The sequence below is a fragment of the Rhizobium pisi genome, from assembly GCF_003938655.1.
GTDB lineage: Bacteria > Pseudomonadota > Alphaproteobacteria > Rhizobiales > Rhizobiaceae > Rhizobium > Rhizobium pisi.
The window spans coordinates 24,876-50,206 of record NZ_RJJT01000007.1; the positions used below are offsets into that span (position 1 = coordinate 24,876).

Consider the following 25,331-nt stretch of genomic DNA (forward strand, 5'->3'; position numbering starts at 1 on the left):
TTCTCAGAAGGGATAGTGCTGCGCCGGATCTTCGATGGTGATCCAGCGCAGGTCGGTGAATTCGGCGATCGCCGCCTTGCCGCCGAAGCGGCCATAGCCGCTGCCTTTGACGCCGCCGAAGGGCATTTGCGCCTCATCGTGCAGGGTCGGGCCGTTGATATGGCAGATCCCCGTCTCGATGCGGGCCGCTACAGCGAGCGCCCGCTGGATATCGCGGCTGAAGACTGCCGAGGACAGGCCGTATTCGGTGTCGTTGGCGATGCGGATCGCTTCCTCCTCGCCGGAGACGCGGATGATCGGCTTGACCGGGCCGAAGGATTCTTCCGCATAGACCCGCATCGCAGGCGTCACGCGATCGAGTAGCGTCGCCTCAACCACGGTGCCTGAGCGCTTGCCGCCGGCGACGAGCTTTGCGCCCTTGGCCGTGGCATCGGCGATCAGTTCCTCCATTTTCTTCGCTGCGTCGAGGCTGATCAGCGAGCCGAGCACGACATGGCCGCGGGGATCGCCGGCAGGCAACTGGCCGGCGCGGGCGGCCAGCTTGGCGACGAACTCATCGGCGATCGCCTCGTCGACGATGATCCGCTCCGTCGACATGCAGATCTGGCCTTGGTTCATAAAGGCGCCGAAAATGGCGGCATTGACGGCGCCGTCGATATCGGCGTCGTCGAGGACAACAAGCGGCGCCTTGCCGCCGAGTTCGAGAAGGGCAGGCTTCAAGTGTCTGCCGCAGGTCTCGGCGATGATCTTGCCGACCTTGGTCGATCCGGTGAAATTCACGCGCTTGACGGCGGGATGGGCAATCAGCGCGGCAACGATTTCAGGCGCATCTTCCGGCGCGTTGGTGAGCACATTGATGACGCCGGCGGGCAGGCCCGCTTCGGTAAGAGCCGTGGCGATCAGACGATGCGTGCCCGGGCATTGCTCGGATGCCTTGAGGATGACGGTGTTGCCGCAGGCGATCGGCATGGCGACAGCGCGGGTGGCGAGGATGACGGGCGCGTTCCAGGGGGCGATTGCCAGACACACGCCGGCGGCCTGGCGAACGCCCATGGCGAGCGTGCCGGGCTTGTCCGAGGGAATAATCTCGCCGGCGATTTGCGTCGTCATGGCGCCGGCCTCGCGCAGGATGTTGGCGGCGAACATGACGTTGAAACCCGCCCAGGGGGCGGTTGCGCCGGTCTCCTCGATCATCAGCCGGGTGAAATCGCCGGCCTTGGAATCCATGATGTCGGCAGCCTTCATCAGGATCGCGCGGCGCTGGCTGGGGCCGGTCTTCGACCAGGCAGGAAACGCCGCCGATGCAGCGTCGATTGCTGCCGTGACATCATCGGGGCCGGCCGCCGCAGCCCGGCTTGCAACCTCTCCGGTGAAGGGATCCACGCGGTCATAGGTCCGGCTGCTGGCGGCGGGACGATCGACGCCGTTGATGAGAAGGGAAATAGTCATGTCTGTCTCCTGATGAAAATGAAAACGAAAACTAGAAACCGAGAACCGAGGCGTTGATGGAGGCCTCGAGGCCGCCGTCGGTGGCGAGGTTGGTGCCGTTGATCCAACGTGCGCCATCCGAGCAGAGGAAGAGAATGGCGGGAGCGATATCGGCCGAGGTTCCGGCGCGGCCGACGCGGGTAATGTCGCTGTCGACACGTTCGTCGCCGAGGACCGCACGAAATTGTCTGAGGATAGGTGTTTCGACCGGGCCGGGGCTTACGGCATTGACGCGGATGCCGCGCTCTTTGAACAGTGGCTGGTGGGCCGCGCGCATCGTCCAGAGTAGAAGCAGTTCCTTGGAGAGAGGATAGGCCTCCTCGTCCTTCAGGCCATGCTTGGCAACGAGGCTTTCGATGCCTGGGAAACCCTCGATGTCGGTCAATGTCTTTGCCCGCTCGAGGTTTGCGCGCCAACCATAACCGGCGATGGACGCGACGTTGACGACGGCCCCGCCTTCGCGAAGCCGCGGCGCCACTACTTCCGTCAGTGCGCGCAATCCGTAAAAATTCACGGCCAGCGTCGCCACAACGCCGGTATTGCCCGACAGGCCCGCGACATTGGCGAGTGCGTCGATGCGCTTGGGCAACTGCCGGACGATCTCAGAGACGCCGGAGGCCGTCGATATGTCACCTTTTATGAAGGAGGCGCCCCCCTGGCTCGGCTCACGGATGTCAACGCCGATGACATCAGCGCCCATTTGTCCTGCCAGTTCCGCGGTGCGTGCACCGATACCAGAGGCAACGCCGGTGATCAGAATAGTCTTTCCGAAAAGCATGATTTGTACCTTTCTCAACGGGATCGGAAAATCCGCCAGCCGCTATCGTTTGCCTTTGAGAAGATCCGGCAGCGTCAGTCGGTAGCCGATCGGCAGCAGTTGCAAGCCGAAGCGCCGTTCGATCTCACCCCAAAGGCCGTGCGGCAGGTAAAGTGAGAAGAGGACGGCCGTCGCGCCCAAGCCGATCAGGTACCAAACGCCGGTTCCGCCGAAGATGGTCTCGATGACGAAGAACAGGATTGCGCCGAGTATCGCGCCTTCGAACTTTCCAATGCCACCGACGAGAACCATGAAGATCATGTAGGCGGTCCACTGAACGCTGAAGTAGGTCTTCGGCTGGAAGGTGGTGGCCGCCGCCAGCCAGAGGCCGCCGGCAACCGCAATGCCGAATGCCGCGAGCACAAAGAGCAGCCTCTTCGTGGCGATGACGCGCACGCCGACGGAGGTTGCCGCGTCCTCATTGTCGCGGATGGCTTGCATGGCAGCCCCGGCGCGGCTGCGCATCAGCGTGAAAAGGGTGCCGAGCAGGGCCGTCATGGCAACCAGCGACAGCCAGTAGATGATCGCTCGGCGGGTGGCGCTGTCATAGACGTTCAGCGAGATCAGTGATGTGCCGGTCTCGCCCTGGATGAGGCGATCGAGATTGACGAGAAGGTGGACGAGCTCGGCCACGACCCACATGCCGATGGCGAACTCCCCGCCCTTGAGCCGTAGCATGAACAGCGACAGCGGGATGGAGAGGGCACCGGTGACGATCGCGGCAACGAGCAGTGCAACGAAGGGATTGAGCCCGGCATCAGCGAACCGGATGGTGAAATAGGCGCCAAGGCCGAAGAATACCTGCTGGCCGACCGAAACGAGCCCGCCGAACCCTGCCAGGGCATTCCACATGGCCGCAAGGATCACGTAGATGAACAGGGCCGTCATCCGGTCGATCATGCCGGCTCCAAGGAATGCTGGAGCAAGCGCCAGGACTGCGATTGCCGCTGCCATGGCGGCCAGCATTAGCCGTGACGATCTTGTCCAGCGCTCGATGGAAATGTCGTTCGAGAGGAGGGTCATGCCGGACTCCGAAGAAATGCGCGAATTCTGCCGAAGGCCGGCATGCCGGACCGGAAGAGCCGCAGGAAGACGACCAGCAAGAACACAACATGTCCACCGATCAGAAAGCCCTGTGGATGCAGCTGCGCGCCAAGCGATTGGGCAAGCCCGAGGACGATGCCGCCGACCAGCGTGCCCCACAGAGAGCCGGCGCCGCCGATGACTGCCGTCTCGAAGGCAAAGAGCAGCTGCGGCGCGCCCGCATAGGCGCTGAAAGTGGCCCGCATGGCGAGGAACGCCCCGGCGATCCCGATGGTGACCATGGTGATCGCCGTTGCCGTCGCATTCACCCTGCGGGCGTCGATGCCGACGAGACCTGCCGTATCGGGGTCTTCCGCCGTGGCGCGGATCGCGCGGCCGAGGGCAAAGCGGCTGAGGAAAAATTGCAAACCGCCGAGAATGATAATCGCCGTCGCCATCATCATCACCGCGAGCTTGCCGACGAAGATATGGCCGGGCAATTGCCAGGATGCGTAGGACAGGTTGCCGATAAACGGCGCCAGCGACCGTGTATCCGCGCCAAATTGCTCGAACAGCAGGTTGTCGATGACGATCGACAGGCCGAAGGTGGTGAGGATCGGCAAAAGCGCGCCGCCGCTGGCGCTACGCTCGAGAACGAAGCGCTGTAGCAACCAGCCGAAGGCCGCCATTATGGGCAATATGATCAGCAGCCCGGCAAAGGGCGAGATGCCGAACTTGGAGGCCAGCAGCCAGAGGCCGTAGGCCGCCGCGACCGCCAGGCTGCCATGCGCCAGGTTGATGATGCGCATGACCGAGAACATGAAAGACAGGCCGCAGGCGATGACGGCATAATAGCCGCCGAGCAGGATGCCCTGGAGCAAGGTATTGATCACGATGCGCTCCTGTCTTCGTCGGCCCGATGGTGCAGCCCGAAATAGGCTTTGGTGATTTCGTCGCGGGTAACGCCCGCTGCCGGCCTGTCGAGGACGACACGTCCCTCCAGCATGCAGATGACGCGGCTAGCGACGTTCATCGCACGTCCGAGATCCTGCTCGACGAGGACGATGGTGGTCACCGAGTAGCGCCTGTAGCTGCGCATAGACGCGATCGACCACGAGCGGCGACAGGCCGAGCGAGACTTCGTCGAGCAGGAGAATATCGGGATTGCTCATCAATGCCCGGCCGATAGCGGTCGCCTGCTGTTCGCCGCCGGAGAGATGGCCGGTCTTGGCGCGGCGGCGGGGCTTCAGGTTCGGAAATGCATCGAAAACCCGCTCGATGGTCCAGTCGCCCTTGCGGCCGGCAGTCTTGCCGAGCAAAAGGTTTTCCTCGACGGTCATTTGCGAGAAAAGGCGCCGACCCTCCGGCACCAGGGCGATGCCCATGGCGATCCGCTTGTGAGAGGGCACCGCCGTTATATCCTGGCCGCCGAGAAACACCTGGCCGGCGGCGGGGAGATGGGCGCCGGCGATCGATCGCAGCAGCGTCGTCTTGCCCGCGCCGTTGGCGCCGACCAGGGCCAGCACCTCGCCTTCGGTGATATCGAAACTGACGCCGCGCACCGCCTGCAGCAGGCCATGACGGACGTCGAGGTCGCGGATGGAGAGAAGGCTCATGCCGGCGTTCCTCCGAGATAGGCCTTTACGACCTCGGCGTCGCGCATGACCGCCTTCGGCTCGCCGTTAGCGATGATCTTGCCGGCGTCCATGCAGATCAGTCGTTCGACCACCTGCAGCAGGATGTGGACGATATGCTCGATCCAGACGACGCCGATGCCGCGCCGGCGCAATTCGAGAATGGTATCCACCAGCTCGCTGGCCTCGCCGTCGGTCAAACCGCCGCCGATTTCGTCGAGGAGCAGCAGTTTCGGCTTGGTGGCAAGCGCCCGTGCCAGCTCCAGGCGTTTTCGATCGAGTAGGCCGAGCGTGTCGGCGCGGCGATTGGCAACGCCGAGCATGCCGCACAGCGTCAGCGAATCGACGACACGCTCATAGGCCTCGTCGCGGCTGGCGGCGCTGCTGTGCGAGGCGGCAACGAAAACGTTCTCGAAGGTGGTCATGCCGCTGAAGGGTTTGGGAATCTGATGCGTGCGGACCAGCCCCGACCGGCAGCGATCGGCCGCCGATAGCGCCGTGACATCGGCGCCATCGAAAGTCACTGTCCCGGCGGTCGGCGGAAAGGCACCTGCAAGCACGCTGAGCAGCGTCGTCTTGCCCGCGCCGTTTGGCCCGACAATCCCCACCGCGTCTCCAGCGCCCATGGAAAAATCGAGGTTTTCGAGAACCACAAGCGCGCCGAAACGCTTGTGGATTCCCTTAGCCGAGAGAAAGGCCTCGTCCGGCCGTCCTTTTTGATCCCGTTGCTGCACGGTGCCGTTATCCATTGTAGGGAATGAGCTTGGCACTGACCGGAACATTCGGGTCGGTGGCATTTTCGGTCGCGACGTAGTCGAGCGCGAACTTGGAGCCTTCTGGCGCCTTTACCCATTGCGTTCCGATGACTGGTCCAGGAGAAACGTTGGCGACCGGACCGCTGGTGAAGTCGACCTTGCCGGCAATCGTCGTGGTCTTCAGCGTGCTGATCGCCTTGGCCACGGCCTCCTTGCTCTTGACGTCGGTGCTGGCCTTCAGGGCATCGAAGCCGGCGTCGAGAAGCGAGAGGCTGGCGCCGAGCTGCTGCGTCCACTGCTTACCGCTCGATGCTTCGTAGCCGTCCGCAAGCTCCGTCCCGGAAACCCCTGTCAGCGTCGATTTGTAAGGGAAGGCCTTATGCCAATAGGCGGCGCTGCTGATGTTGACGCCGAGGTCGCCAAGCGACTCGATGTCGGAGGGGAAGAGCCCGGTCTTGGCGACCTGGCAGATCTTGATCTGCTGGGTCAGACCCTGTTGGGCCGCCTGACGCCAGAAGGCGGCAAAATCCGGCGGGATGGGAAACGAGTTGAAGATCTCCACGCCTTCCTGCTTGAAGAGGGCGATCTGCGCCGAGAAGTCGGTCGTGCCGGTTTCATAGGCGCCCGGATCGACGATGGTGAAGCCGGCCTTGGAAAGGGCCGGGGCCAGATGGGCGCGGATGGCATTGCCATCGGCATCGTTGGGATACATGACGCCGACCTTTTTGTTGGTCTCGATCAGGTTCCACTGTGAAACATAGGTTTTCAGGAATTCGCCGACGCCGAACCCGAAATGGTAGGTCCATTTGAACGGCGAGGGTGCGCCCGGCTTGGCGCCACGACCGAAATACCAAGCTTCCCAGGGCATGACTGTCGACAGACAGGGAACGCCTGCCGCCTCGCAGGCATCGGCCACCGGGTTGATCGTTTCCGGAGTAGAAACGACCAGCATGAGGTCGATGCCCTTGTTGTTGATCAGATCCTTTGCCAATTGTCCGGCGCGGGACGGATCGGACTGCGTGTCCTGATCGAGGATTTCCACCTTCCAGGTCTTGCCGCCCGCCTGCAGGCCGGCCGCCAGCGCCTTGCGCGCCAGTTCCAGCACATAGCCATCCGTCTCGCCGAAGCCGCCAAGCGGTCCGGTGCGCGGGCTGATGAAGCCGACCTTGATCGTATCGTCGGCTGCGAATGCCGCCCGTCCACCAAGCGCCAGTGCCGTGCTACCGGCTGCCGTAACAGCCATGAACGAACGGCGCGTCAGCGATGCGGCGTTGATCCTCGTTCCAATGAGATTGTTGGTCATGCAATCGTTCCTCCCTTTACGGAGCCTTCTCGCCCCCGATGCTTCTTCAGTCTTGCCGGTCGAGCGCCGCAATGCGGCTCAGATCGGGTAGTGACGCGCGCCGGATGCCAATGTGATCCAGCGCAATTCGGTGAACTCGTCGATCGCGGCCTTACCGCCGAAACGGCCGTAGCCGCTTGACTTGACCCCGCCGAAGGGCATTTGCGGCTCATCGGAGACGGTCGCCTCGTTGATGTGACAAATGCCGGTCTCGATGCGCTTGGCGACGGCCAGCGCCTGATTGATGTCTCGGCTAAACACCGCCGAGGACAATCCGTATTCATTGTCGTTGGCGATGGTGACGGCCTCGTCGATGCTGCCGACGCGGATGATTGCCGCCAGCGGTCCAAAACTTTCCTCCCGGTAGAGGCGCATGGCTGATGTCACGTGATCGACGACGGTCGCGTCCATAAGCATACCATTCGCGTGCCCGCCGCAGACGACAACCGCGCCCTTCTGCAAGGCATCCTCGACCAGCGCCTTGATGCGCCGCACCGCCTCGGCACTGATCATGGTTCCGAGCGGCGTATTTCCGTGACGCGGATCTCCGGCCACGAGCGTTGCGGCCTTCGCCTTCAATTTCTCGACGAATTCATCGGCAATCTCCTCGAGCAGGATGATGCGTTCCGTCGACATGCAGATCTGGCCCTGATTCATGAAGGCGCCGAAGGCCGCCGCTCGGACAGCCTCGTCAACATCGGCATCCGCAAGCACGATGAAGGGCGCCTTTCCGCCGAGTTCGAGCAGGCAGCGTTTCAGATGCCGTGCCGATGTCTCTGCGATGATCCGTCCGACGCGCGTCGAGCCGGTGAAGTTGACCCGGCGAACTGCTGGATGGGCGATCAAAGCCTCCACGACGATTGCGGCATCCTTCGGAGCATTGGTGACGACATTGACGACGCCTGCGGGAAAGCCCGCTTCGCGCATGACCTCTCCGATCAGGCAATGCGTCTTCGGGCAGAGTTCGGAGGCCTTGAGCACGACCGTATTGCCGCAGGCAAGCGGCATGGCGATTGCCCGCACGCCAAGAATGATCGGCGCATTCCACGGCGCAATGCCGACGCAGACACCGGCCGGCTGGCGCACTGCCATCGAGACGTTGCCGGGAATGCCCGAGGGGATGATCTCGCCGGTGATCTGCGTGGTCATCGAGGCCGCCTCGCGCATTATGTCGGCGGCAAGATCGCAATTGATCCTGGCCCAAAGGGCGGTCGCCCCGGTCTCTCCGATCATCGCCGCGACGAAATCCGCCGATCGCGCAAGGAGAACATCTGCCGCCCGGTTGAGTATGGCACGGCGTTGACCCGGCCCTAGTTCCGACCATGCGGGAAAGGCAGCGGCGGCGGCGTTGGCGGCCCGCGCCGCGTCCAATATCGAGGCCGCCGGCGCGACGGTCGCGACATCGCCGGTCGCTGGATCAAGGCATTCGAAGGTGGATGCATCTGACGCATCCACCGTCTCGTCATTGATCAGAAGTTTTGCCACAAACATCGCGATCGTCCCATTCTCCACAGGTCGCCCTGCATCCCGCTCAACGGGAGAAAGCGCACACGGTCTAGCGTGGCCGGGATATGGCCTCGCAGCTCTGGATCTGTTGTGTGGAGTCCTCCTCCCAGAGGCTCATGAGATGAGACTACGCCATTGCAATTCGGAAGGAATGTGTTTTTCTGGGTTAATGTTGTAATTATCTGGCATTCCCGGCGACGCTATTGCGATGCCGGCAGGCGGAGGGCTTCATGGTTTCCGATGGCGGCATCCATCATCATGCACATGGCGAGTGGCGGGAGCCATCGCTGTCTCACCGCACGATCCGTTTCCAGAAAGGCCTCTATGCCGACTTCCACCATCTGTTTCTGCTGCAGGCTGGAACGGCTGCCTTATTGTTCGAGCCGGAGGAGCAACGATCGCTACAAGGGCCGGCGCTCGCTTATCTGCCGCCGCAGGCACGGTGCGAGCTGCGCATGGCTGCCGGTGCCGCAGGCTTCCTGATCGGCGCGTCGCCGCAGATCATGGTGGACGCGATCGGCGACCAGGCGGAATCCTATGCGCTGCGGACTTTCAGCGAGCGGCCCTGGCTGACGGACGAACCGAAGCCGCATGCCGTCGAAGAGACACAGCCGCTGGTGGCGGGCTTCGTGCGGGAGCTTGGCGATCCCTCACGCGCCTCGTGGATGGTCATCTCCGCCTATTTGCGGCTGATCCTCATGACGCTGTGGCGCACCGGCGGCAGTGAGGCGGCCGAGCAACGCGGCCGTGGCGGTGGTGCCTCGATCCTGCAGCGATACCGACAGCTGGTGGAGATCTGGTTCCGGCAGCATCGGCCGATCAGCGACTATGCGCGGGAGCTCGGCGTCACCACCGACCGCCTGCATTCCATCTGCAGCAGCGCGCTCGGGCGATCTCCCGTCCAGCTCCTGCATGAGCGCGTTGTCCAGGAGGCGAAGCTGCGGCTGGAGCGCTCCGCCAGGACCGTCCAGGAGATATCCGACAGTCTCGGCTTTCGCGATCCCACTTATTTCAGTCATTTCTTCAAGAGAAAGACCGGATTTTCACCCGCCACCTACCGCGATTTCGCCAGGAAGGCGGAAGTCGCCCGCAGCGACATGCTCTCGTCGGGCTATTCGGACTGGCCGTGACCATCGCTCGATCGCGTGAGTTTCGCGGTTCAGGTGCGGCCATTTATGGGTGCGGTCAGCATCAAGGCATCCAGCGCCACCGCACCTTCGCCGTCGGGATAAATCACCACGGGATTGAGGTCTATTTCCCGGATCGCCGGTTCGGCCAGCAGCAGTCGGCCGAGCGTGGCGATGATGCGGGCGGCGGGATTCACATCGAGCGGCGGCGAGCCACGGAAACCACGCAGCAAGGGTGCATTCTTCAGCCGATATAGTTCGCGGATGATGGCATCATCGGGTAGATCGGGGGTCAGAATGCGGACATCCTTCAGGATCTCCGCCGTAACGCCGCCAAAGCCCGCGAGGATCACAGGACCCCAATCGGGATCGTTGCGTGCGCCGATGATCAGCTCGATGCCGCGTTTGCCCATGGCTTCGATCAGTACACCGTCCAGGGTGAGGCCTGGGCGATGGCGCGCGACATCGGCGTGCAGCTTGGCCCAGCCCTCCTTGAGGCTGGCTGCGCCCGTCAATCCAATGACGACACCGCCCGCATCGCTCTTGTGGCTGAGATTGGGTGATTGTGCCTTCAGCACCACCGGATACCCAATCGATGCCGCCGCCTCGAGGGCTTCCTCGATGGTCGTTGCCAGGCGGCCTTCAGGAAAAGGAATGCCGAGTGGTGCCAGGATTTGCTTGGCCCGATATTCGGGAACGACACCTCCCTGCGAGGGGAGATCGGTAATCGCGACCGGCGGTGCGGTGGACGTGGTAACGTCGCGTGCCGCGAATTCGTCGATGCGCTTCAGCGCCCGGAAGGCGCGTTCGGTCGATGGGAAATAGACGATGCCGAGCGCACGCAACTGCGTGATATAGTCCGCCGGGATAGGGGCCCCCTCATCGAGCCCGGCAAAGATCAGCGGTTTTGCAGGCTTGCGCTCGCGCACCGCTTTCAGGATCGGCGGCAGTTTGATGGCTGAGGTGACGGGGTCGGTCTGGATGATGCAGGCGACAATGCTGGCAAAACGGGTATCGTCGAAGAGGGCGGTGAGCGTTCTGTCATAAAGGTCCGGCTCGACAAGGCCCTGTGCCGTCAGATCCAGCGGATTGCTGACGCCGACGAAGGGCGGCAGGACAGCGCGCAGCGCTGGCGCGGTATCGTCGCTGATTATCGGAAGAACCAGCCCAAGCTCCTCGCACAGATCGAGCGTCAGCGCCTTGAACGCGCCGGATTCGCCAAGCACGGCAGGGCCTCCGGCGGGAAGAGCCGGGCAACGCAGGGCGATCTCGGCGATGTCGCCGAGTTCTTCGAGCGTTTCGGCCAGAATGACGCCGGCACGCGCGACCTTGGCGCGCATGACCTGATAGTCGCCGGCCATGGCGCCGGTATGGGTCGCAGCAGATTCGCGCGCCGCACTGCTCCGGCCGGGGTGAAGAAGGACGATCCGCTTGCCCTTCGCATATGCTTTGCGCGCTGCATCGAGGAAGCGGGCGGGCTTGCGGAATTGTTCAACGATCATCGCGATGACGCGTGTGGATGAGTCCTCAACTAGAAATTCCACATAGTCTTCGACGCCGCTTGCGGCTTCGTTGCCGGTCGAAATGGAATAGGAGAGGCCGAGATCGCGGCTGGCGAAGGTCACGCCGAGGACAGCAGCCATGGCGCCGCTCTGCGACACGATCGCGATGCCCGGCCGATCGCCTAGCGCCTCTGAATCGGTTTCGATGAAGGTCAGGGGGATGCGGTCAACATGATTGACCATGCCGAGGCAATTCGGCCCCTCGATCACCATACCCACCTCAGCCGCTATGCGGGCGATCTCGCGCTGGTCGGCCAAGCCTTCCTCGCCGCCCTCGGCAAAGCCCGCCGAAAAGATGACGGCCGCGCCAACACGGCGGCGGGCAAGCGCCACTATGGAGGGAAGCACGGCTGCGCGCGGAACGGCAAGAACCGCCGCATCCACCCCGTCCGGCAAGTCATCGATCGAGGCGAGGCAGGGCCGGTCGCCGATCTCGGTCCGCTTGGGATTTATGAGATGAATGGCGCCGGCATAGCCGCAGCGGTCGAGATTGGACAGAACCGAAGCGCCAAGCGCGCCGGGCTTGTCGGAGGCGCCGACAATTGCCACCGATCTCGGGTGCAACAAGCGTTCCATCGAACCGCTGGGAAGCGCGCTAGTGGTGTCGACCGTCATGCTAGGGCGCTCCTCAGGCCTGATGCTTGGATTTGTCGTAGGCACCAAGACCCGGCTTGTAGGTCTTGTCGTCGATGAACTGCTTGATACCTTCCTTGCGCCCCTCGTTGTCATAACTGTTGGCCGCTTCCTGGGCACGGACCAGGTAATCCTCCGCATTGTCGTAGGCCATCTCCCGCACGCGGCGGATGGCATCCTTGGTGGCTTTGAGAGCCACGGGGTTCTTTTGCAGCAGAATGTTGGCGACATCGGTCACGCGCGCTTTCAACTGCGCAAGCGGCAGGGACTCGTTGACGAAACCCCACTCGGCCGCTTTCCTGCCATCGATGTTCTCGCCGGTCAGCGCGTGATACATGGCGTTGCGGAAGGATGTCAGCTCGGTCGCCACCTTGGCGGCGCCGCCGCCGGGCAGAATGCCCCAGTTGATCTCGCTCAGCCCGAATTTGGCTTCATCGGCGGCAAAGGCGAGATCGCAGGCGAAAAGCGGCCCGTAACCGCCGCCGAAGCACCAGCCGTTCACCATGGCGATGGTCGGCTTCTGATACCAGCGCAGCCGGCGCCACCAGCCATAGCTTTCACGTTGCGCCTTTCGCGTGCCCTGCAGACCGTGGGCCTCGGTCTCGCGGAAATATTCCTTGAGATCCATGCCCGCTGACCAGGCCGTACCCTCGCCGGACAGAACCAGTACACCGACATCGGCCCGAAACTCGAGCTCGTCCAGAACCTCCATCATGCGCCGATTGAGCGTGGGGCTCATGGCATTGCGTTTCTCCGGGCGGTTGAAGCTGACCCAGGCGATACCGGCTTCAACGGTAAAGGCGACGGTATCTTTTTCGGAATGTTCTGTTGTCATGATGGTGTCCTTCTTGCCGTTCGGGCCTGCACATCAAAAGGGACGCGGCCGCAAAGTCGCGACCTGCGTTGAAGACAGTAAGCCTCACCAGGGCCTGGTGGCCGCAGTGAAATCCAAATGAGACGCCTCACGCCAGCCGGCGCGAATGCGCAGAGAGCTGTTGCGTCGTTGATCAACGGATCGCGGCGCATCTGCCGATATTCTGAAAGAAATTCCTCCAATACCGGCATATGACCTCCTCACCGGTAATGTTATGTCTCATAGCATCATTTGATTGTTATGCGCAATAGCATTATAGCCGGATTATGGATATCGACGCCCGCACATCGAAATTGAGCGACCCGCTCGAGACCCTGCTTGGCTATCAGCTGAGGAGGGCATCCAATGTGATGATGACCGACCTGGGTTCAAGGCTTCAGGCAATCGAACTCAGGCCGGTCGAAGCTTCCATTCTGACGCTGATTGATGCCAATCCCGGCTGTACCCAGAGCGATCTCGGACGTAGCCTCGGCATCCAGCGCGCCAACATGGTTCCCCTGATGGTCGGGCTGACCAAGGCCGGGCTTGTCGACCGGGCTCCGGTCGGCGGCCGATCGCAGGCTCTTCGCCTGACGAGGACCGGTATGGAGAGGGTGGAGACGGTGCATGCCATCATCGGGGCACACGAGGCGCGGTTTCTGCGCCTTTTCGCGCCGGAGCTGCGAGAGGCAGCGTTGGAAGTCTTGCGCAGCATCCGGCAGGAGGGCGAAGGGGCCTCTCGCCAGGATAACCCCGAACTCCCGACTGATGATTGATCGACCAAAGCCAAAACAGCCGCAGCGTTATTTGAACTGCGCATCTTTCCGGACATGCGTGGATTATTCTGCCGGGGTGAGGTCGGAGCGATAGCCAGTATCGATGACGATCCGTCCGCCACAGGCCCGCGAAACGCAGGCGCACATGCGTGAATTTTCCTGCCGCTCGGCTTCGGAAAAGAAAACATCGCGGTGGTCGATCATCCCATCCGCTTCCACGATGTTGACGGCACAGAGCCCACATTCGCCGCGGCGGCAATCGAAAACCATGTCGACGCCGGCCTCCACCAGCACGTCGAGCATGGACTGGTCGGCCCGGACCCGAACACGAGCACCGAGCTGGGGGACTTCGACATCGAAGGCCTGCTCTGCAAAGCGACCGTTGTCGCCGAAGACCTCGTAGCGCAGTCGGCTCATGGAGCGGCCACTTTTTTGCCAAGCCTGTCGCGCCGCCTCCAGGAGGCCGAGCGGGCCGCAAATGTATGCCTCACCATCCGGCGGCAGGGCGGCAAATTCGGAGTCGAGATCTAGTGCTTCACCGTCTTCCTGAGCAAAAAACTGCAGCCGGTCGCCCAGCAGCGCGGCAAGTTCATCGACAAAAGCCATCTGGTGACGGCTCTTCGCGGCATAGGCCAGCCGGAGCCTCTGCCCTCGCGAGGCGAGTGTTTTCGCCATGCCGTAGATCGGGGTAATCCCTATGCCGCCGGCGATCAGGAGATAGCGGGAGGCGCGCCACGAAAGCTCGAAACGGTTTTCGGGCTCGGTCAGTTCTATGTCATCACCCGGCTGCAGCTGCCAGATGAATACCGAGCCGCCACGGCTGTTCGGGTGAAGCTTCACGGCGATGGAGAGCGTGCCGGGCGGTCCAGGTAAAACGGTATAGGTGCGGATCGCCGGATCACCGTTGATCTGCACTCTGATATTGGTATGTGAACCGGGATCGAAACCGGCACGCAGGCCTTCGACGGCAAAGGTCACCGCCCGCACATCCTCGGCGATCGTGCGTGCCTCAACGACCCGCGCCTTGCGCCACTCCAACCTGGACCGCATATTTCCCTCCCTTTGAATTTCGATGATCTGCCGGTCATCCGGTATAAAAGGCGGCCGCCCGAAGACCTCTCGCCGCTTCAGCTGGACATCAGCGCCAGTGCCAGCACCTTGCCGCGCAGATCCGGTTGTTCTTCCATGACGAAATCCAGGTTCTGCCGCGCCAGCCGTGCATGTTCGCGCGCCAGCGCTTCGGCACGCGCGCCTTCGCGCAGTCCGATTGCGGAAATAATTGCCTTGTGCTGCGTCTGGGCGATTACCAGCGTGCGTTGAAAGGCCGGCACATCCGCCTCCGTGTTGACGAAGGCATTGGGGCTGGCAAATGGGAGGCCGGTGATCCGCTCGATCTCTCGGCTCAGCACCTCGCTGCCGCTCAGGGCTGCGAGTTGCCGGTGGAAACGTTCGTTCAGCATTTCATAGAGCCCGAAATCCATCGCGCCCGGTCCTGGCTCCACCACACGGTCGAGACTTGCGACCACGTCCAAAATTGCCTTCAGCTTTACCGGCGGTACGCCGCGTTCGGCCGCCAGCCGGGCAGCGGTGCCCTCGAGAACGCCGCGAAGTTCTATGGCGTCGATCACGTCCTGGCGGCTGAAGCTGCGGACCGCATAGCCGCCCGAGGGAATCATGACGACGAGTCCCTCCTGTTCCAGCTTTTGCAGGGCGGCACGCAACGGCGTGCGAGACACTTTGAGCCGGGCGGCGAGTGCTACCTCCGAGAGCCGCTCCCCATGCAGCACCTCGCCTTTGAGCACGAGATCACGAAGGCCCGTGAGGGCCTTTGCCGTCTGCTGTTTCGGCGCGCCGTCCCGTTCTGCCGCCATGCTTTACTCCGCCGCCACCGCCGTGGCGTTCCGTTCTGGACTGGTTTCCCGGTCGATCATCCGGTCGATAAGCTTGCGAGCCCACATCGTGCCCGCATCGATATTGAGATTGTAGAACTGATGATCAGGGTTGGCTTCGATCGCGATCTGCTGTGCTTGAAGCACCGCCTCATCCTCGCCGAAAACAGCCGCGACGCCCTCGCGCAGTTCATGCGTACGGGCCTGATTATGCAGGTCGTAGTTCCGGGCAAAGGCCCAGAAATACAGACAGGTATTGTCCGTCGATGGCGTGATCGTGTTCAGGACGTAGCCGTTCACGCCTTGCGAGCGGTCGCCCTGCTGCGCGCCGGTACCAGCCGCTGCGACGCCGACGTCGATCGTGACCGTGCAGGGAGCCTCGAATCGGATGATCTGCCAACGGTCCACTTTGCCCGGCTTGCCGTACTGCTTGCGCCAGAAGGGCGGCGGATCGATGTCGTGCATCCACCTTGTCACATAGGCGAAGCGATCAGAATGATTTGCTTCGAAGGGAGATTCAGCCACGGCACGATCGCCGATCGACGAGCCGTGCACGAAGGTCTCGTGGGTGAGATCCATGAGATTATCAACAACCAGGCGATAGTCGCATTTCACCTCGATCAGCTTGCCGTCGGCGGCCCAATCGGGGTCATCGTTCCAGTGCATGTCGGGAATTAGCGCCGGGTCGGCAAGCGCCGGCTCGCCGGGCCAGATCCAGACGAAGCGGTGCTTCTCGGCGACTGGATAGGATTTAACGCAGGCCGATGGATTGATCGTGTCCTGTGACGGCATGTATACACAGCGGCCGGTCTCGTCATATTCGAGGCCATGATAGCCGCACACCACGTTGTCGCCATCGAGCCGGCCGAACGAGAGCGGTACCAGCCTGTGCCAACAGGCGTCCGCCAAGGCCGCGGGCGTGCCATTTTCCTTGCGATACAGCACAATTGGCTTGTTGCAGATGGTGCGCGGCAGCAGTGCGCGCTTCAGCTCCACATCATAGGCGGCGGCATACCAAGCATTCAAGGGAAATGTCGGTCGCTTCATTTCATCTGTCCTCCTCAGATGGCTTAAGAAGCGCACAATGTATACATCGCGTCAAGACGGAAGGTGAAAATCGGAAAAATATGACAATCTCGGCGGCATTCGCTCGATCTCTGTATACAGCTTTTCAATTCACCAGGCCTAGCTTCTTCAACCTGTATTCCAGCTTGGCGCGGGTAAGGCCAAGATTGCGGGCGGCTGCAGAGACATTGCCGGCGGCGGCCCGCAGCGCTTCTTGGTAGAGTGCGTCCTCGGCGGCGACGAGATCGGCAGGCGAGGTGATAAGGCTAGGATGTGTCACGGGGAGCGGCGCATTTTTCGGCTTTATCCGTCCATCCCGGCTTAACGCCTGCGGAAACGTCGGCGAGACTTCGCCGCCGGTGAAGAGATGCTGGATATCGATCAGACCTCCGGGCTCGGCAAAAATTACGCCGCGTTCGATCAGATTTTGCAGTTCACGGATATTGCCGGGAAAGTCATAGGCCAACAGTGCGTCGATCGCTCGTCGCGACAGGCCGATGACATCACGGCGGTGGCGATCGCGGAAAATACGCAGGAAATGGTCGATCAGCATCGGAATGTCGTCGCGCCTGTCGCGCAGCGGGGGAACGACGATCGGGAAGACGCAGAGGCGGAAATAGAGGTCCTGCCGGAACCGCCCGGCGCGCACTTCGCCTTCAAGGTCGACATTGGATGCCGCCACCACCCGCACGTCGGCTGGAATGGTGCGGATGCCGCCAACCCGCTCGATCTGCCGCTCCTGGATGGCGCGGAGCAGCTTTCCCTGAGCCGCGTAGGCGAGCGAGGCAATCTCGTCAAGGAATATGGTGCCACCGGCGGCCCGCTCGAAATATCCCGGCCGGGATGCGATTGCGCCGGTATAGGCACCCTTTTCGACGCCGAACAGCTCCGATTCCACGAGGTTTTCGGGGATTGCGGCACAGTTGATCGGCACGAACGGGCCGCCGGCCCGGCCGCTCAGCCGATGAAGCTGCTGGGAGAACAATTCCTTGCCAACACCGGATTCTCCGATCAGCAGGACGGTGGCCTCGGTATCGGCAACCTTTTCCACCATCAGCCGGGCGCGCAGGAAGTTTGCCGACACGCCGATGACCTGGCTGGAACCAGCGACTTCGGACGGAACGGCCTTCGCCGGCGGTTCGGTTGGCTGCATTGCCGGATCGGCGGCGCGGCGAGCGGTGCGGCGGGACCTTGGCCATTCGAGCCCGAGATAGGCGCGCTCCGGCGCGTCTTCGCCCCACTCCTCGGCATTCTGGCCGATGACCTTGCAATGGGGGGCGCCCATCCCGGCGCATTCGACTTCGCGAAAGATGACGGGGCGTCCAAAGAGCGTGCTGGTGTAGCCACTGGGATAGCCGGTCTGCATCCAGCAGACCGGGGCGCTGGCAAGGCCGTGGTGGGCGATGTGTTCGGCAGCTTCGGAGGAATCGTGCCAGTCGAACTCGCCGAAGTAGGTGCCCCGGGCGCTGTTGAATTCGAAATGCCGGGTGGTGACCTTGACGAAACCCTCGAGGGTGTGGACCCGCGGGCCGGCCGCCAGGGCGTGAGTCAGGTCCTCGTTCGGAAACCGTTTCTGGATCAATTCCGCATCGCGCACGCCCTGCATGTAGCCGACCCGCATGAACATGGCCGTGGCGATCTCGACGCCGAAAGCTTCGATGATCTCCTGCCGGAGCCGGCCCAGGACCTGCGACTGCATCAACACCATGCGCTGATCGTTCAGCCAGATGCGGCCATCTCCCAGTGCGAAGTGCAGGGCCTCGGTCAATTCGGTCAATGTTGGCGACGCGCCGGTGTCGAGCTCGCTGTATGTGCCGCGCGAAAGCATCTTGCCCGTACGTTTGGATGCATCGGCCAGCGAGATCAGGTGCGGCGGGACTGTGCGCTTTGGCATGATCGTCTTTCATGAGATTCTCAAAATCATGAAAGTCTTTATCATTTTATGAAATTCGGCAAGCCCGTTTCGGAGCTTGGCTTCATCTCCAGATCCCCCGAAAATCAAGTTGGTGGAAGCGTTTATCTGTCTTCGCCGGCATCCAGCTGGGCAAAAATGAAAACTGGCACGCGCTTTGCGACGGAAGGAGCGGCCGTTTGAGGAGCAGCGGCCGGGAGGATTGCAGCATCGACCATAGCCGACGTCGGCACGAACCGTGCGGACCGTGTAATGGCGAAGCGATGCCTTCTCTCATGACAAGAGGATCTGAGGAGGCCCACACCATGAACATCCAAACTCACACTTTCATCGATGCCGGGCGCTGGAGCGGTCGCGCCTTCTTTGGCGGCTGGGATCGGACCGAAGCGGGAACGATCAATGTCACTGATCCGGCCAATGGAACGGTTCTCGCCTCCGTCGGCCTTGGCGGTCCAGCAGACATCGCCCGCGCTGCAGGCGAGGCCCGTGCTGCCCAGAAAGCCTGGGCGAAAATGCTCGGTGCTGAGCGTGCGCGCATCCTCAACAGGGCCGCAGATTTGCTGGAGGCAAATGGTGCGGAACTCGCCCTGTGGATCATGAAGGAGTCGGGCTCGATCCATCAGAAGGCGATGATCGAAATCGAGCACGGAGCGCTGTTCATCCGCCATGCGGCAACACTTGCCACGGCTCCGTCCGGTATGTTCCTTCCTGGCATGGACGATCGCGAAAATTATGCCCGGCGAGTGCCGCACGGCGTCGTTGGCGTTATCTCGCCGTTCAATTTTCCGCTGGTCCTTTCGGTTCGCTCCATTGCTGCGGCGCTGGCGGTCGGCAATGCCGTGGTGCACAAGCCAGATCCACGCACGCCGATCTCGGGCGGCATCATCATTGCCCGGATTTTCGAGGAGGCCGGCCTGCCGGCGGGCATTCTGCAGATCGTGCCCGGCGGTGCCGATGCCGGGGAAGCCCTCTGCAGCGATCCAAACGTGGCGATGATCTCCTTTACGGGCTCCGCACGCGGCGGCGCCAAGGTTGGCGAGATTGCCGGCAGGAACCTGAAACGTGTGCAGCTCGAACTCGGAGGCAAGAACGCGCTGATCATTCTCGGTGACGCCGACCCTGACGTGGCGGCCTCCAATGCAGCCTGGGGCGCGTTCCTTCACCAGGGGCAGATTTGCATGGCAACCGGCCTGGTTCTCATCGACGAGAAAATCGAACAGGCGGTGACTGACCGGCTGGTCGCAAAGGCCGCGCACCTGCCGGTTGGCGATCCCTCAAGCAATCAGGTGGCGCTTGGGCCGATCATTTCCGATGCCCAGGTGACGGCGATCCAGGCGATTGTCGACGATGCCGTCGCAAAGGGCGCGCGACTGCTCGCCGGCGGGCGCAGCGATGGGCGTTTCTATCCGGCAACCGTCCTTTCCGGCGTGAAGCCCGGCATGCTCGCTTTCGAGGAGGAGGTCTTCGGCCCTGTCGCCTGCATCGTTTCCTTCCGCAGCGATGAAGAGGCCATCGCGCTTGCCAATCGATCCGACTACGGCCTCGCCGCCGGGGTCATTTCCGCCGACATCGGCCGGGCGATGGCTGTTGGAGAAGAGCTTGAGGTCGGCCAGTTGCATATCAACGACCAAACGGTCAATGGCGGTCCGTATGCCCCTTTCGGCGGACGCGGCAAATCGGGCAACGGCACGCGGGTGGGCGGGCCGGCGGATATCGAGGAATTCACCCAGTGGCAGTGGGTTTCGGTCAAGAAAACCGCAACGCCGTATCCGTTCTGATCAGCCGGTACTTTGGATCACTTTACCGGTCCGGCCGCGGACCGCTGGCTGGACTCTACGCTTTCTGGGACAAGGACAATACCCATGAATCTTCACGGAAAAACAATCGTCATCACCGGTGCGTCTTCAGGCATTGGGGGTGAAGTCGCCCGCCTGGCGCGCTTCCATGGCGCGCATGTTATCGGCCTCGATCGGAATGATCCTATGCTGACGCTTGACGGCTTCATCAAGGCCGATCTGAGCGATCCCTCTGCAATCGACGCTGCCGTCCGCTCACTTCCCGGGCAGGTCGATGCGCTGATCAATGCGGCGGGCGTGCCGGGAACCGCCGACCGAGCTCTCGTTGCGAAGGTCAATTATCTCGGGCTTCGCCACCTTACCGAAGCGCTGGTGGCGCGGATGCGCAAGGGGGCATCGATTGTCAATTTCGCCTCCATTCTTGGCGCCGAGTGGCCTGAACGTGTCGAAGCTCACCGTGCACTCGCTGCGACGAAGAATTTCGCCGAGGGACTGGCTTGGCTGAACGACAATCCGGTCGCACAGGAGACCTGCTATCAGTATTTCAAGGAGGCGCTCATCGTCTGGACGCGTGTGCGCAGCTTCGATCTGTTCATGCAGCACGACATCCGCATGAATTCGGTGGCGCCGGGGCCGGTTTTCACGCCGATCCTCGGCGATTTCGTCACCATGCTGGGCGAAGAACGGGTGCAGCGAGACGCGGGCTTGATGAAGCGCCCTGCCTTTGCCGACGAGGTCGCCGGGCCAACTCTCTTCCTTTGCTCCGATGCCGCTCGCTGGGTGGTAGGCGTCAACCTGGCAGTGGATGGCGGCCTCGCTGCGACCGCCCCCTGATGGCCAAAGGCCCTGCTTCTTCGTTGCTTAAAGGCACCTGTCGATAACCTGCTTGCCCTTCAGCATGGACCGACATCAGGAACCGTCAGTCCTGCCTTACGGAGCCCATCGACGCGGCGGTTGAAATCCTCAGGGTTTTGAAATGGGAGGACGCGGCGGCGGCGTTCGATGGAGAAGTCGGGGTTTATCTGAAGCGCCTTCTCCCAGGCCTGCCGGCTCTCCTCCATTCGGCCGAGGTGGCCGTAACATGACGCAAGCAGCGCATAGGCCGTTTCCGATTGGGGGTTTTGTTGGAGCCGTCGCTGGATGGCAACAATCGCCTGCTCATACTCGCCGAGAGAAAATCGCGCATCGGCGAGAAATTGGAGAAGAATTTCCGGATAGTGCGGGTCAAGCCGCATCGATGCGTCAAGTGTCTCAAGGGCGTCTGCGGGTTTACCGGAGAATATCTGGATATGGGCCATCAGTATGAGGAGTTCGGCAGAGTTGGGCGAAAGCTCGAGGCCTCGCAGCACTTCTGCCCGCGCCCGGTCCAATTCGCGGTTCCACATGCAGGCCATGCCCAGTGCGAAGTGGCCGGTTGGCTGTTCTTCGGCCATTTCCACTGCTTGCTGCGCGAGGTCCATGCCCATCCGCAGCGAGGCTTCCGGATCGCTGCTCCAGGCGTTGACGTAGTCGAGCACATGGGTGAAGGACATGAGCGCCAGGGCCGCTGCATATTCCGGATCGATGGCGATAGCATCCGCCGCCAGGCTGCGGGCCGCTCTGTTTCCGGTTCGGGTGTGGGCCGATGCCTGCTCCCGGCCACGCAACAGGAACTCGTAAGCGCCGACATCGACCGGGCGTCCTTGCGCTAACCGGCCCTGGTCGCGGTGCGTGAGGTTCAGCCTGAGCGCCGCCACGATTTCTCGTGTGAGCTCATCCTGAACCGCAAAAATGTCGGTGAGGTCGCGATCGAACCGGCTGGCCCAGATATGTCCGCCATTGTCAGCGTCGATCAATTGGGCTGTGACCCGCACCCGGTTACCGGCCTTGCGCACGCTGCCCTCAAGAACATAACGGACGCCCAGCGCCTTGGCCATGTCAGGCACGGAAGCTGTGACATTCTTGTAGACGAAAGACGAGTTGCGGGCGATCACATGCAACTCGGATAGTTTTGAGAGGTCGGTAATGATGTCCTCGCTGATGCCGTCGGAGAAATATTCCTGTTCGGCGTCGCCGCTCATGTTGTTGAACGCCAGCACGGCGATGGAGGGTTTGTCGGGAATGGCCTTAACCGAAGGCATTTCCGTTGCGGGCGGCTGCGCTTGTATTGCCGGCTGCAGCACGCTTCCGATCCGAAGGGAATAGACCCGCATCGGTTCGGCGATATTCTTAAGACGGATCGGGCCGAGATCGGTCACCGCAAGATCAAGGCGCGCCTTCACCTGGCGATAAGCGTCTTCGGAGAGACAGATGGCGCCAGGCTTGGCAACGCCCTCCAACCGGGCGGCAATATTGACGCCGTCACCCATCAAATCGCCATCGCTCTCCTCCACGACATCGCCGAGATGGATCCCGACCCGGAATTCGATGCGGTGGTCAGGCTGGACACCGGCATTGCGCTCGACCATGGCCGTCTGTACTTCGATCGCGCAACGCACGGCATCGACAACGCTGCGGAATTCGATGAGGCTTCCGTCTCCGGTGCGCTTGACGACGCGGCCATTGTGCACGGCGATGGTCGGATCGATCAGATCACTGCGCAGTGTTCGCAGTCGCGCCAAGATGCGGTCCTCGTCCGCACCGGCGAGACGACTGTAGCCGACCACATCCGCGACCAGGATGGCCGCAAGTTTTCGCGCCAAGCTCATGGCCTTTGTTCCTTGTCGGACCAAAATAGCACAGAGGGCCGTTAACGTCGCCCAATCCCTAATTCGGCGGTGTGACGCGATTTCGAAGTCCCGAGAGGTTAATCTCCGTCTTTGAGAGAAAAGGCGAGAACATAGTCGCCGCTGTCCTTCGAATATGGCGCTCCGCCGACCGAAATCAGGACATATTGCTTGCCTGTCTTCGGCGAGATGTAGGTCATCGGCGTCGCACTCGAGCCGACGGGCAGGGGATATTTCCAGAGTTCGGTGCCATTCTCGGCATTATAGGCGCGAATGTAATAGTCCTGGAAGCCGGCGAAGAAGACGACGCCGCCGGCGGTTGCCGACGTGCCGGCGTAACTCGGCAGGCCCATGGGCATCGGAAGATTGGTCTTGAACTTGAACGGTCCGAGCTCCTCGGCGGTTCCGGCCGGCACCTGCCATGCAATCTTACGGGTGTTCAGGTCGATTGCCGTGACGGTACCGAACGGCGGTTGCGTGCAGGGGACGCGGAGCCTCGAGGTCCACATCTCGGTGGTCATGCCGTAGGGCGTGCCCCGCTGCGGGGCTGATGGCCCGTGCGCGGTCGTCGTCAGGGCAAAATCGACATAGTCTTTGCGAGGAACGAGCGCAAAGAGGCTGGGCACGCGGATGTCATTCATAAAAACCCGGTTGTTGGGCAGGTCGACGGAGACGCTTCCCCAGTTGAGGCCGCCGAGATTTCCGGGTTGCTGGATCGCCTGCTGCGTTCCGATCGGCGTGAAATCGCCATCGTAGCGCATGTTTCGAAAGGCGATGCGGCAGGCCAGCTGATCGAACATCGTCAGGCCCCAGGCCGTCTGCTCGCTCACATGTTCCGCGCCGACCGTCGGCATGCCGACGGAATAGGGTTGGGTCGGAGACAATTTCTCTTCCGGCGCGCCTCCCTGCTGAGGCACCGGTTTTTCCTGAACCTCGGCAAGCGGCGTGCCGGTCTGGCGGTTGAGCAGGAAAAGTTGCCCACGTTTGGTGGTCTGCAGCAGAGCAGGCACGGTGGCGCCATTGCCGTCGGGCAGGTCGATCAGCGCCGGCTGGGACGGCAGGTCGTAGTCCCAGATGTCGTGGTGTACGGTCTGGAACTTCCATCTCTCGCGACCGGTCGTCACATCGAGCGCCACCAACGTCGCATTGTACTGGTCGGCGAAGGCGGGGCGGTTGGCGCCGTAGTAGTCCGGGGTGGTGTTGCCGAGCGGCGCATAGATGAGGCCGAGCTTGTCGTCGAATGCGGCTGTCGTCCACATGTTGGGCGTCGCCCGGGTATAGGTCTGGCCCGCCGGCGGAAGCTTGGTGATCTCAGGATTGCCGAGATCCCACGCCCATTCGAGTTCACCGGTGACGACGTTGAAGGCGCGGATGACGCCCGAGGGCTCGCCTGTTTCCTGATTGTCGACGACCCAGCCGCCGATGACGATCAGATTGCGGGCAATCAGCGGCGCCGATGTCTGGAAATAATAGCCTGCCTTGACCTCGCCCATGCCCTGGGACAGCTGGACGGTGCCATTGTCTCCGAAGTCCTTGCAGAGTGCGCCGGTCTTGCTGTCGATCTCCAGGAGACGGGCATCGATCGTCGTCTGCACCAGGCGCTCGTTGCAAAGGCCGTCGGCCGACTGGGCCTCTTTCGGCATCTTGTAATAGCCGAGGCCGCGGCAACGTTGCCAATAAGGTGCGCTCGCCTTCGGATCGAAGGTCCAACGGGGTTTCCCGGTATCGGCGTCGAGCGCTGCAATCACATCCGTCGGCGTACAGGTGTAGACCGTATCACCGATCTGCAGGGGCGTGTTCTGATCGGCGCCTTCGCTTTTGCCGGTGCGATATGTCCAGGCGAGGTCCAGCCTGGAAACATTGCCGCGATTGATCTGATCGAAGGGCGAATAGCGATCCCCTGCCGTGCTGCGGCCATAGGATGTCCAGTCGGAGGGCGTGTTGTCGCCCTTGGCCGCCTTGTAGGCGCTGATGTCGGCCGACGGGCGGATGACCCCGTGCGGGGTGAAAGCAAGGCTGAATCCCGCAGCGAACAGGACGGCGGCGAGCAAGGCGCCGCCATGGGAGATCCTGCGATTGGCGTTCGGCGAAAGCGACGGGGCAAAGAGAAGCGCGAAGCCCGCCAGCGCAAGCGGGGACATCACGCGGGCAAAGAGCGCCCAAAAATTAAGCCCCGACTCCCATAGCGCCCATGGAAGCGTGAAAACGGCGACGAGCAGAACGATAAGGCCGCCAGATGCCTTCCGGCGCCACAGCAGCAGCGCGGCAACCAGATAGGCAAGCCCGACGATCGCGTAATAGGGCGAGCCGCCGAGGCTGAGCAGCCAGGCGCCGGCGCCCGCCAGCCCCAAGCCGATGAAGGCGAGAACAATTGAGAACAGGATAGCCAGAAATTTCATAGTCCCCTCATCCAATTCGCCGCCCGATCATCCTATTTCATCCCTGACC

The 25,331-nt window shown here is 62.2% G+C and carries 19 protein-coding genes and 1 pseudogene; 4 read left to right on the plus strand and 16 right to left on the minus strand.

The window, feature by feature from the left end; genetic code table 11:
* Positions 1 to 3: 3 nt before the first annotated feature.
* The 8 genes and pseudogenes from EFD55_RS11205 to EFD55_RS11240 all read right to left on the minus strand — a co-directional run bounded on the left by EFD55_RS11205 (position 4) and on the right by EFD55_RS11240 (position 8,550).
* The gene (locus EFD55_RS11205; RefSeq protein WP_125845124.1) at positions 4 to 1,449 is read right to left on the minus strand and encodes an aldehyde dehydrogenase; all 1,446 of its coding nucleotides are present in this window, start codon (positions 1,447 to 1,449) and stop codon (positions 4 to 6) included.
* A gap of 31 nt (positions 1,450 to 1,480) precedes the next feature.
* On the minus strand, positions 1,481 to 2,266 hold the full coding sequence (locus EFD55_RS11210) for a coniferyl-alcohol dehydrogenase (RefSeq protein WP_125845125.1): 786 nt from the start codon (positions 2,264 to 2,266) through the stop codon (positions 1,481 to 1,483).
* Between the two features lie 42 nt (positions 2,267 to 2,308).
* Positions 2,309 to 3,328, minus strand: coding sequence for a branched-chain amino acid ABC transporter permease (locus EFD55_RS11215; RefSeq protein WP_125845126.1), 1,020 nt, complete (start codon positions 3,326 to 3,328; stop codon positions 2,309 to 2,311).
* Positions 3,325 to 4,221, minus strand: a complete 897-nt coding sequence (locus EFD55_RS11220; protein WP_125845127.1) for a branched-chain amino acid ABC transporter permease — start codon at positions 4,219 to 4,221, stop codon at positions 3,325 to 3,327. The genes EFD55_RS11215 and EFD55_RS11220 overlap by 4 nt, the downstream gene beginning before the upstream one ends.
* Positions 4,218 to 4,944, minus strand: a pseudogene (locus EFD55_RS11225) (ABC transporter ATP-binding protein). The gene EFD55_RS11220 and the pseudogene EFD55_RS11225 overlap by 4 nt, the downstream one beginning before the upstream one ends.
* Complete coding sequence (locus EFD55_RS11230; protein ID WP_125845128.1) at positions 4,941 to 5,696, minus strand: ABC transporter ATP-binding protein; 756 nt, start codon at positions 5,694 to 5,696, stop codon at positions 4,941 to 4,943. Before EFD55_RS11230 ends, EFD55_RS11225 begins: the two are co-directional and overlap by 4 nt.
* A gap of 7 nt (positions 5,697 to 5,703) precedes the next feature.
* The gene (locus tag EFD55_RS11235; protein ID WP_125845129.1) at positions 5,704 to 7,020 is read right to left on the minus strand and encodes an ABC transporter substrate-binding protein; all 1,317 of its coding nucleotides are present in this window, start codon (positions 7,018 to 7,020) and stop codon (positions 5,704 to 5,706) included.
* Positions 7,021 to 7,098: 78 nt separating this feature from the next.
* Positions 7,099 to 8,550 carry an aldehyde dehydrogenase gene (locus tag EFD55_RS11240; RefSeq protein ID WP_125845130.1) on the minus strand — a complete coding sequence of 484 codons (1,452 nt, stop codon included), beginning with the start codon at positions 8,548 to 8,550 and terminating at the stop codon, positions 7,099 to 7,101.
* 245 nt (positions 8,551 to 8,795) lie between these two features.
* Here EFD55_RS11240 and EFD55_RS11245 point away from each other — a divergent pair, with 245 nt between their 5' ends.
* Positions 8,796 to 9,695 carry a helix-turn-helix transcriptional regulator gene (locus EFD55_RS11245; protein WP_125845131.1) on the plus strand — a complete coding sequence of 300 codons (900 nt, stop codon included), beginning with the start codon at positions 8,796 to 8,798 and terminating at the stop codon, positions 9,693 to 9,695.
* Positions 9,696 to 9,724: 29 nt separating this feature from the next.
* On the opposite strand, the gene EFD55_RS11250 is transcribed toward EFD55_RS11245, so the two are convergent.
* Entirely contained in the window at positions 9,725 to 11,869 is a 2,145-nt protein-coding gene (locus tag EFD55_RS11250) for an acetate--CoA ligase family protein (RefSeq protein WP_125845132.1), read from the minus strand.
* 13 nt (positions 11,870 to 11,882) lie between these two features.
* Entirely contained in the window at positions 11,883 to 12,722 is an 840-nt protein-coding gene (locus EFD55_RS11255) for a p-hydroxycinnamoyl CoA hydratase/lyase (protein WP_125845133.1), read from the minus strand.
* A gap of 389 nt (positions 12,723 to 13,111) precedes the next feature.
* Here EFD55_RS11255 and EFD55_RS11260 point away from each other — a divergent pair, with 389 nt between their 5' ends.
* Positions 13,112 to 13,516 carry a MarR family winged helix-turn-helix transcriptional regulator gene (locus EFD55_RS11260; protein ID WP_245438458.1) on the plus strand — a complete coding sequence of 135 codons (405 nt, stop codon included), beginning with the start codon at positions 13,112 to 13,114 and terminating at the stop codon, positions 13,514 to 13,516.
* Positions 13,517 to 13,579: 63 nt separating this feature from the next.
* Here the strand turns inward: EFD55_RS11260 and EFD55_RS11265 are convergent, their stop codons facing one another.
* The 4 genes from EFD55_RS11265 to EFD55_RS11280 all read right to left on the minus strand — a co-directional run bounded on the left by EFD55_RS11265 (position 13,580) and on the right by EFD55_RS11280 (position 18,364).
* A complete protein-coding gene (locus tag EFD55_RS11265; RefSeq protein ID WP_125845135.1) occupies positions 13,580 to 14,566 on the minus strand; it encodes a PDR/VanB family oxidoreductase in 987 nt (328 codons plus the stop codon).
* Positions 14,567 to 14,643: 77 nt separating this feature from the next.
* Entirely contained in the window at positions 14,644 to 15,387 is a 744-nt protein-coding gene (locus EFD55_RS11270; protein WP_125845136.1) for a GntR family transcriptional regulator, read from the minus strand.
* A 3-nt stretch (positions 15,388 to 15,390) separates the two neighbouring features.
* Positions 15,391 to 16,452, minus strand: a complete 1,062-nt coding sequence (locus EFD55_RS11275; RefSeq protein WP_125845137.1) for an aromatic ring-hydroxylating dioxygenase subunit alpha — start codon at positions 16,450 to 16,452, stop codon at positions 15,391 to 15,393.
* Positions 16,453 to 16,576: 124 nt separating this feature from the next.
* Positions 16,577 to 18,364, minus strand: a complete 1,788-nt coding sequence (locus EFD55_RS11280; protein WP_125845138.1) for a sigma-54-dependent Fis family transcriptional regulator — start codon at positions 18,362 to 18,364, stop codon at positions 16,577 to 16,579.
* A gap of 323 nt (positions 18,365 to 18,687) precedes the next feature.
* Between EFD55_RS11280 and EFD55_RS11285 the strand changes: the two genes are divergently transcribed.
* Complete coding sequence (locus tag EFD55_RS11285; RefSeq protein ID WP_125845139.1) at positions 18,688 to 20,160, plus strand: benzaldehyde dehydrogenase; 1,473 nt, start codon at positions 18,688 to 18,690, stop codon at positions 20,158 to 20,160.
* An 84-nt stretch (positions 20,161 to 20,244) separates the two neighbouring features.
* On the plus strand, positions 20,245 to 21,012 hold the full coding sequence (locus tag EFD55_RS11290; RefSeq protein ID WP_125845140.1) for a coniferyl-alcohol dehydrogenase: 768 nt from the start codon (positions 20,245 to 20,247) through the stop codon (positions 21,010 to 21,012).
* A gap of 59 nt (positions 21,013 to 21,071) precedes the next feature.
* On the opposite strand, the gene EFD55_RS11295 is transcribed toward EFD55_RS11290, so the two are convergent.
* Both EFD55_RS11295 and EFD55_RS11300 read right to left on the minus strand, forming a co-directional pair.
* On the minus strand, positions 21,072 to 22,865 hold the full coding sequence (locus tag EFD55_RS11295) for an adenylate/guanylate cyclase domain-containing protein (protein ID WP_165504803.1): 1,794 nt from the start codon (positions 22,863 to 22,865) through the stop codon (positions 21,072 to 21,074).
* Positions 22,866 to 22,963: 98 nt separating this feature from the next.
* Positions 22,964 to 25,282 (minus strand): membrane-bound PQQ-dependent dehydrogenase, glucose/quinate/shikimate family, encoded by a 2,319-nt coding sequence (locus tag EFD55_RS11300; RefSeq protein WP_125845141.1) that lies wholly within the window; start codon positions 25,280 to 25,282, stop codon positions 22,964 to 22,966.
* Positions 25,283 to 25,331: the final 49 nt, after the last annotated feature.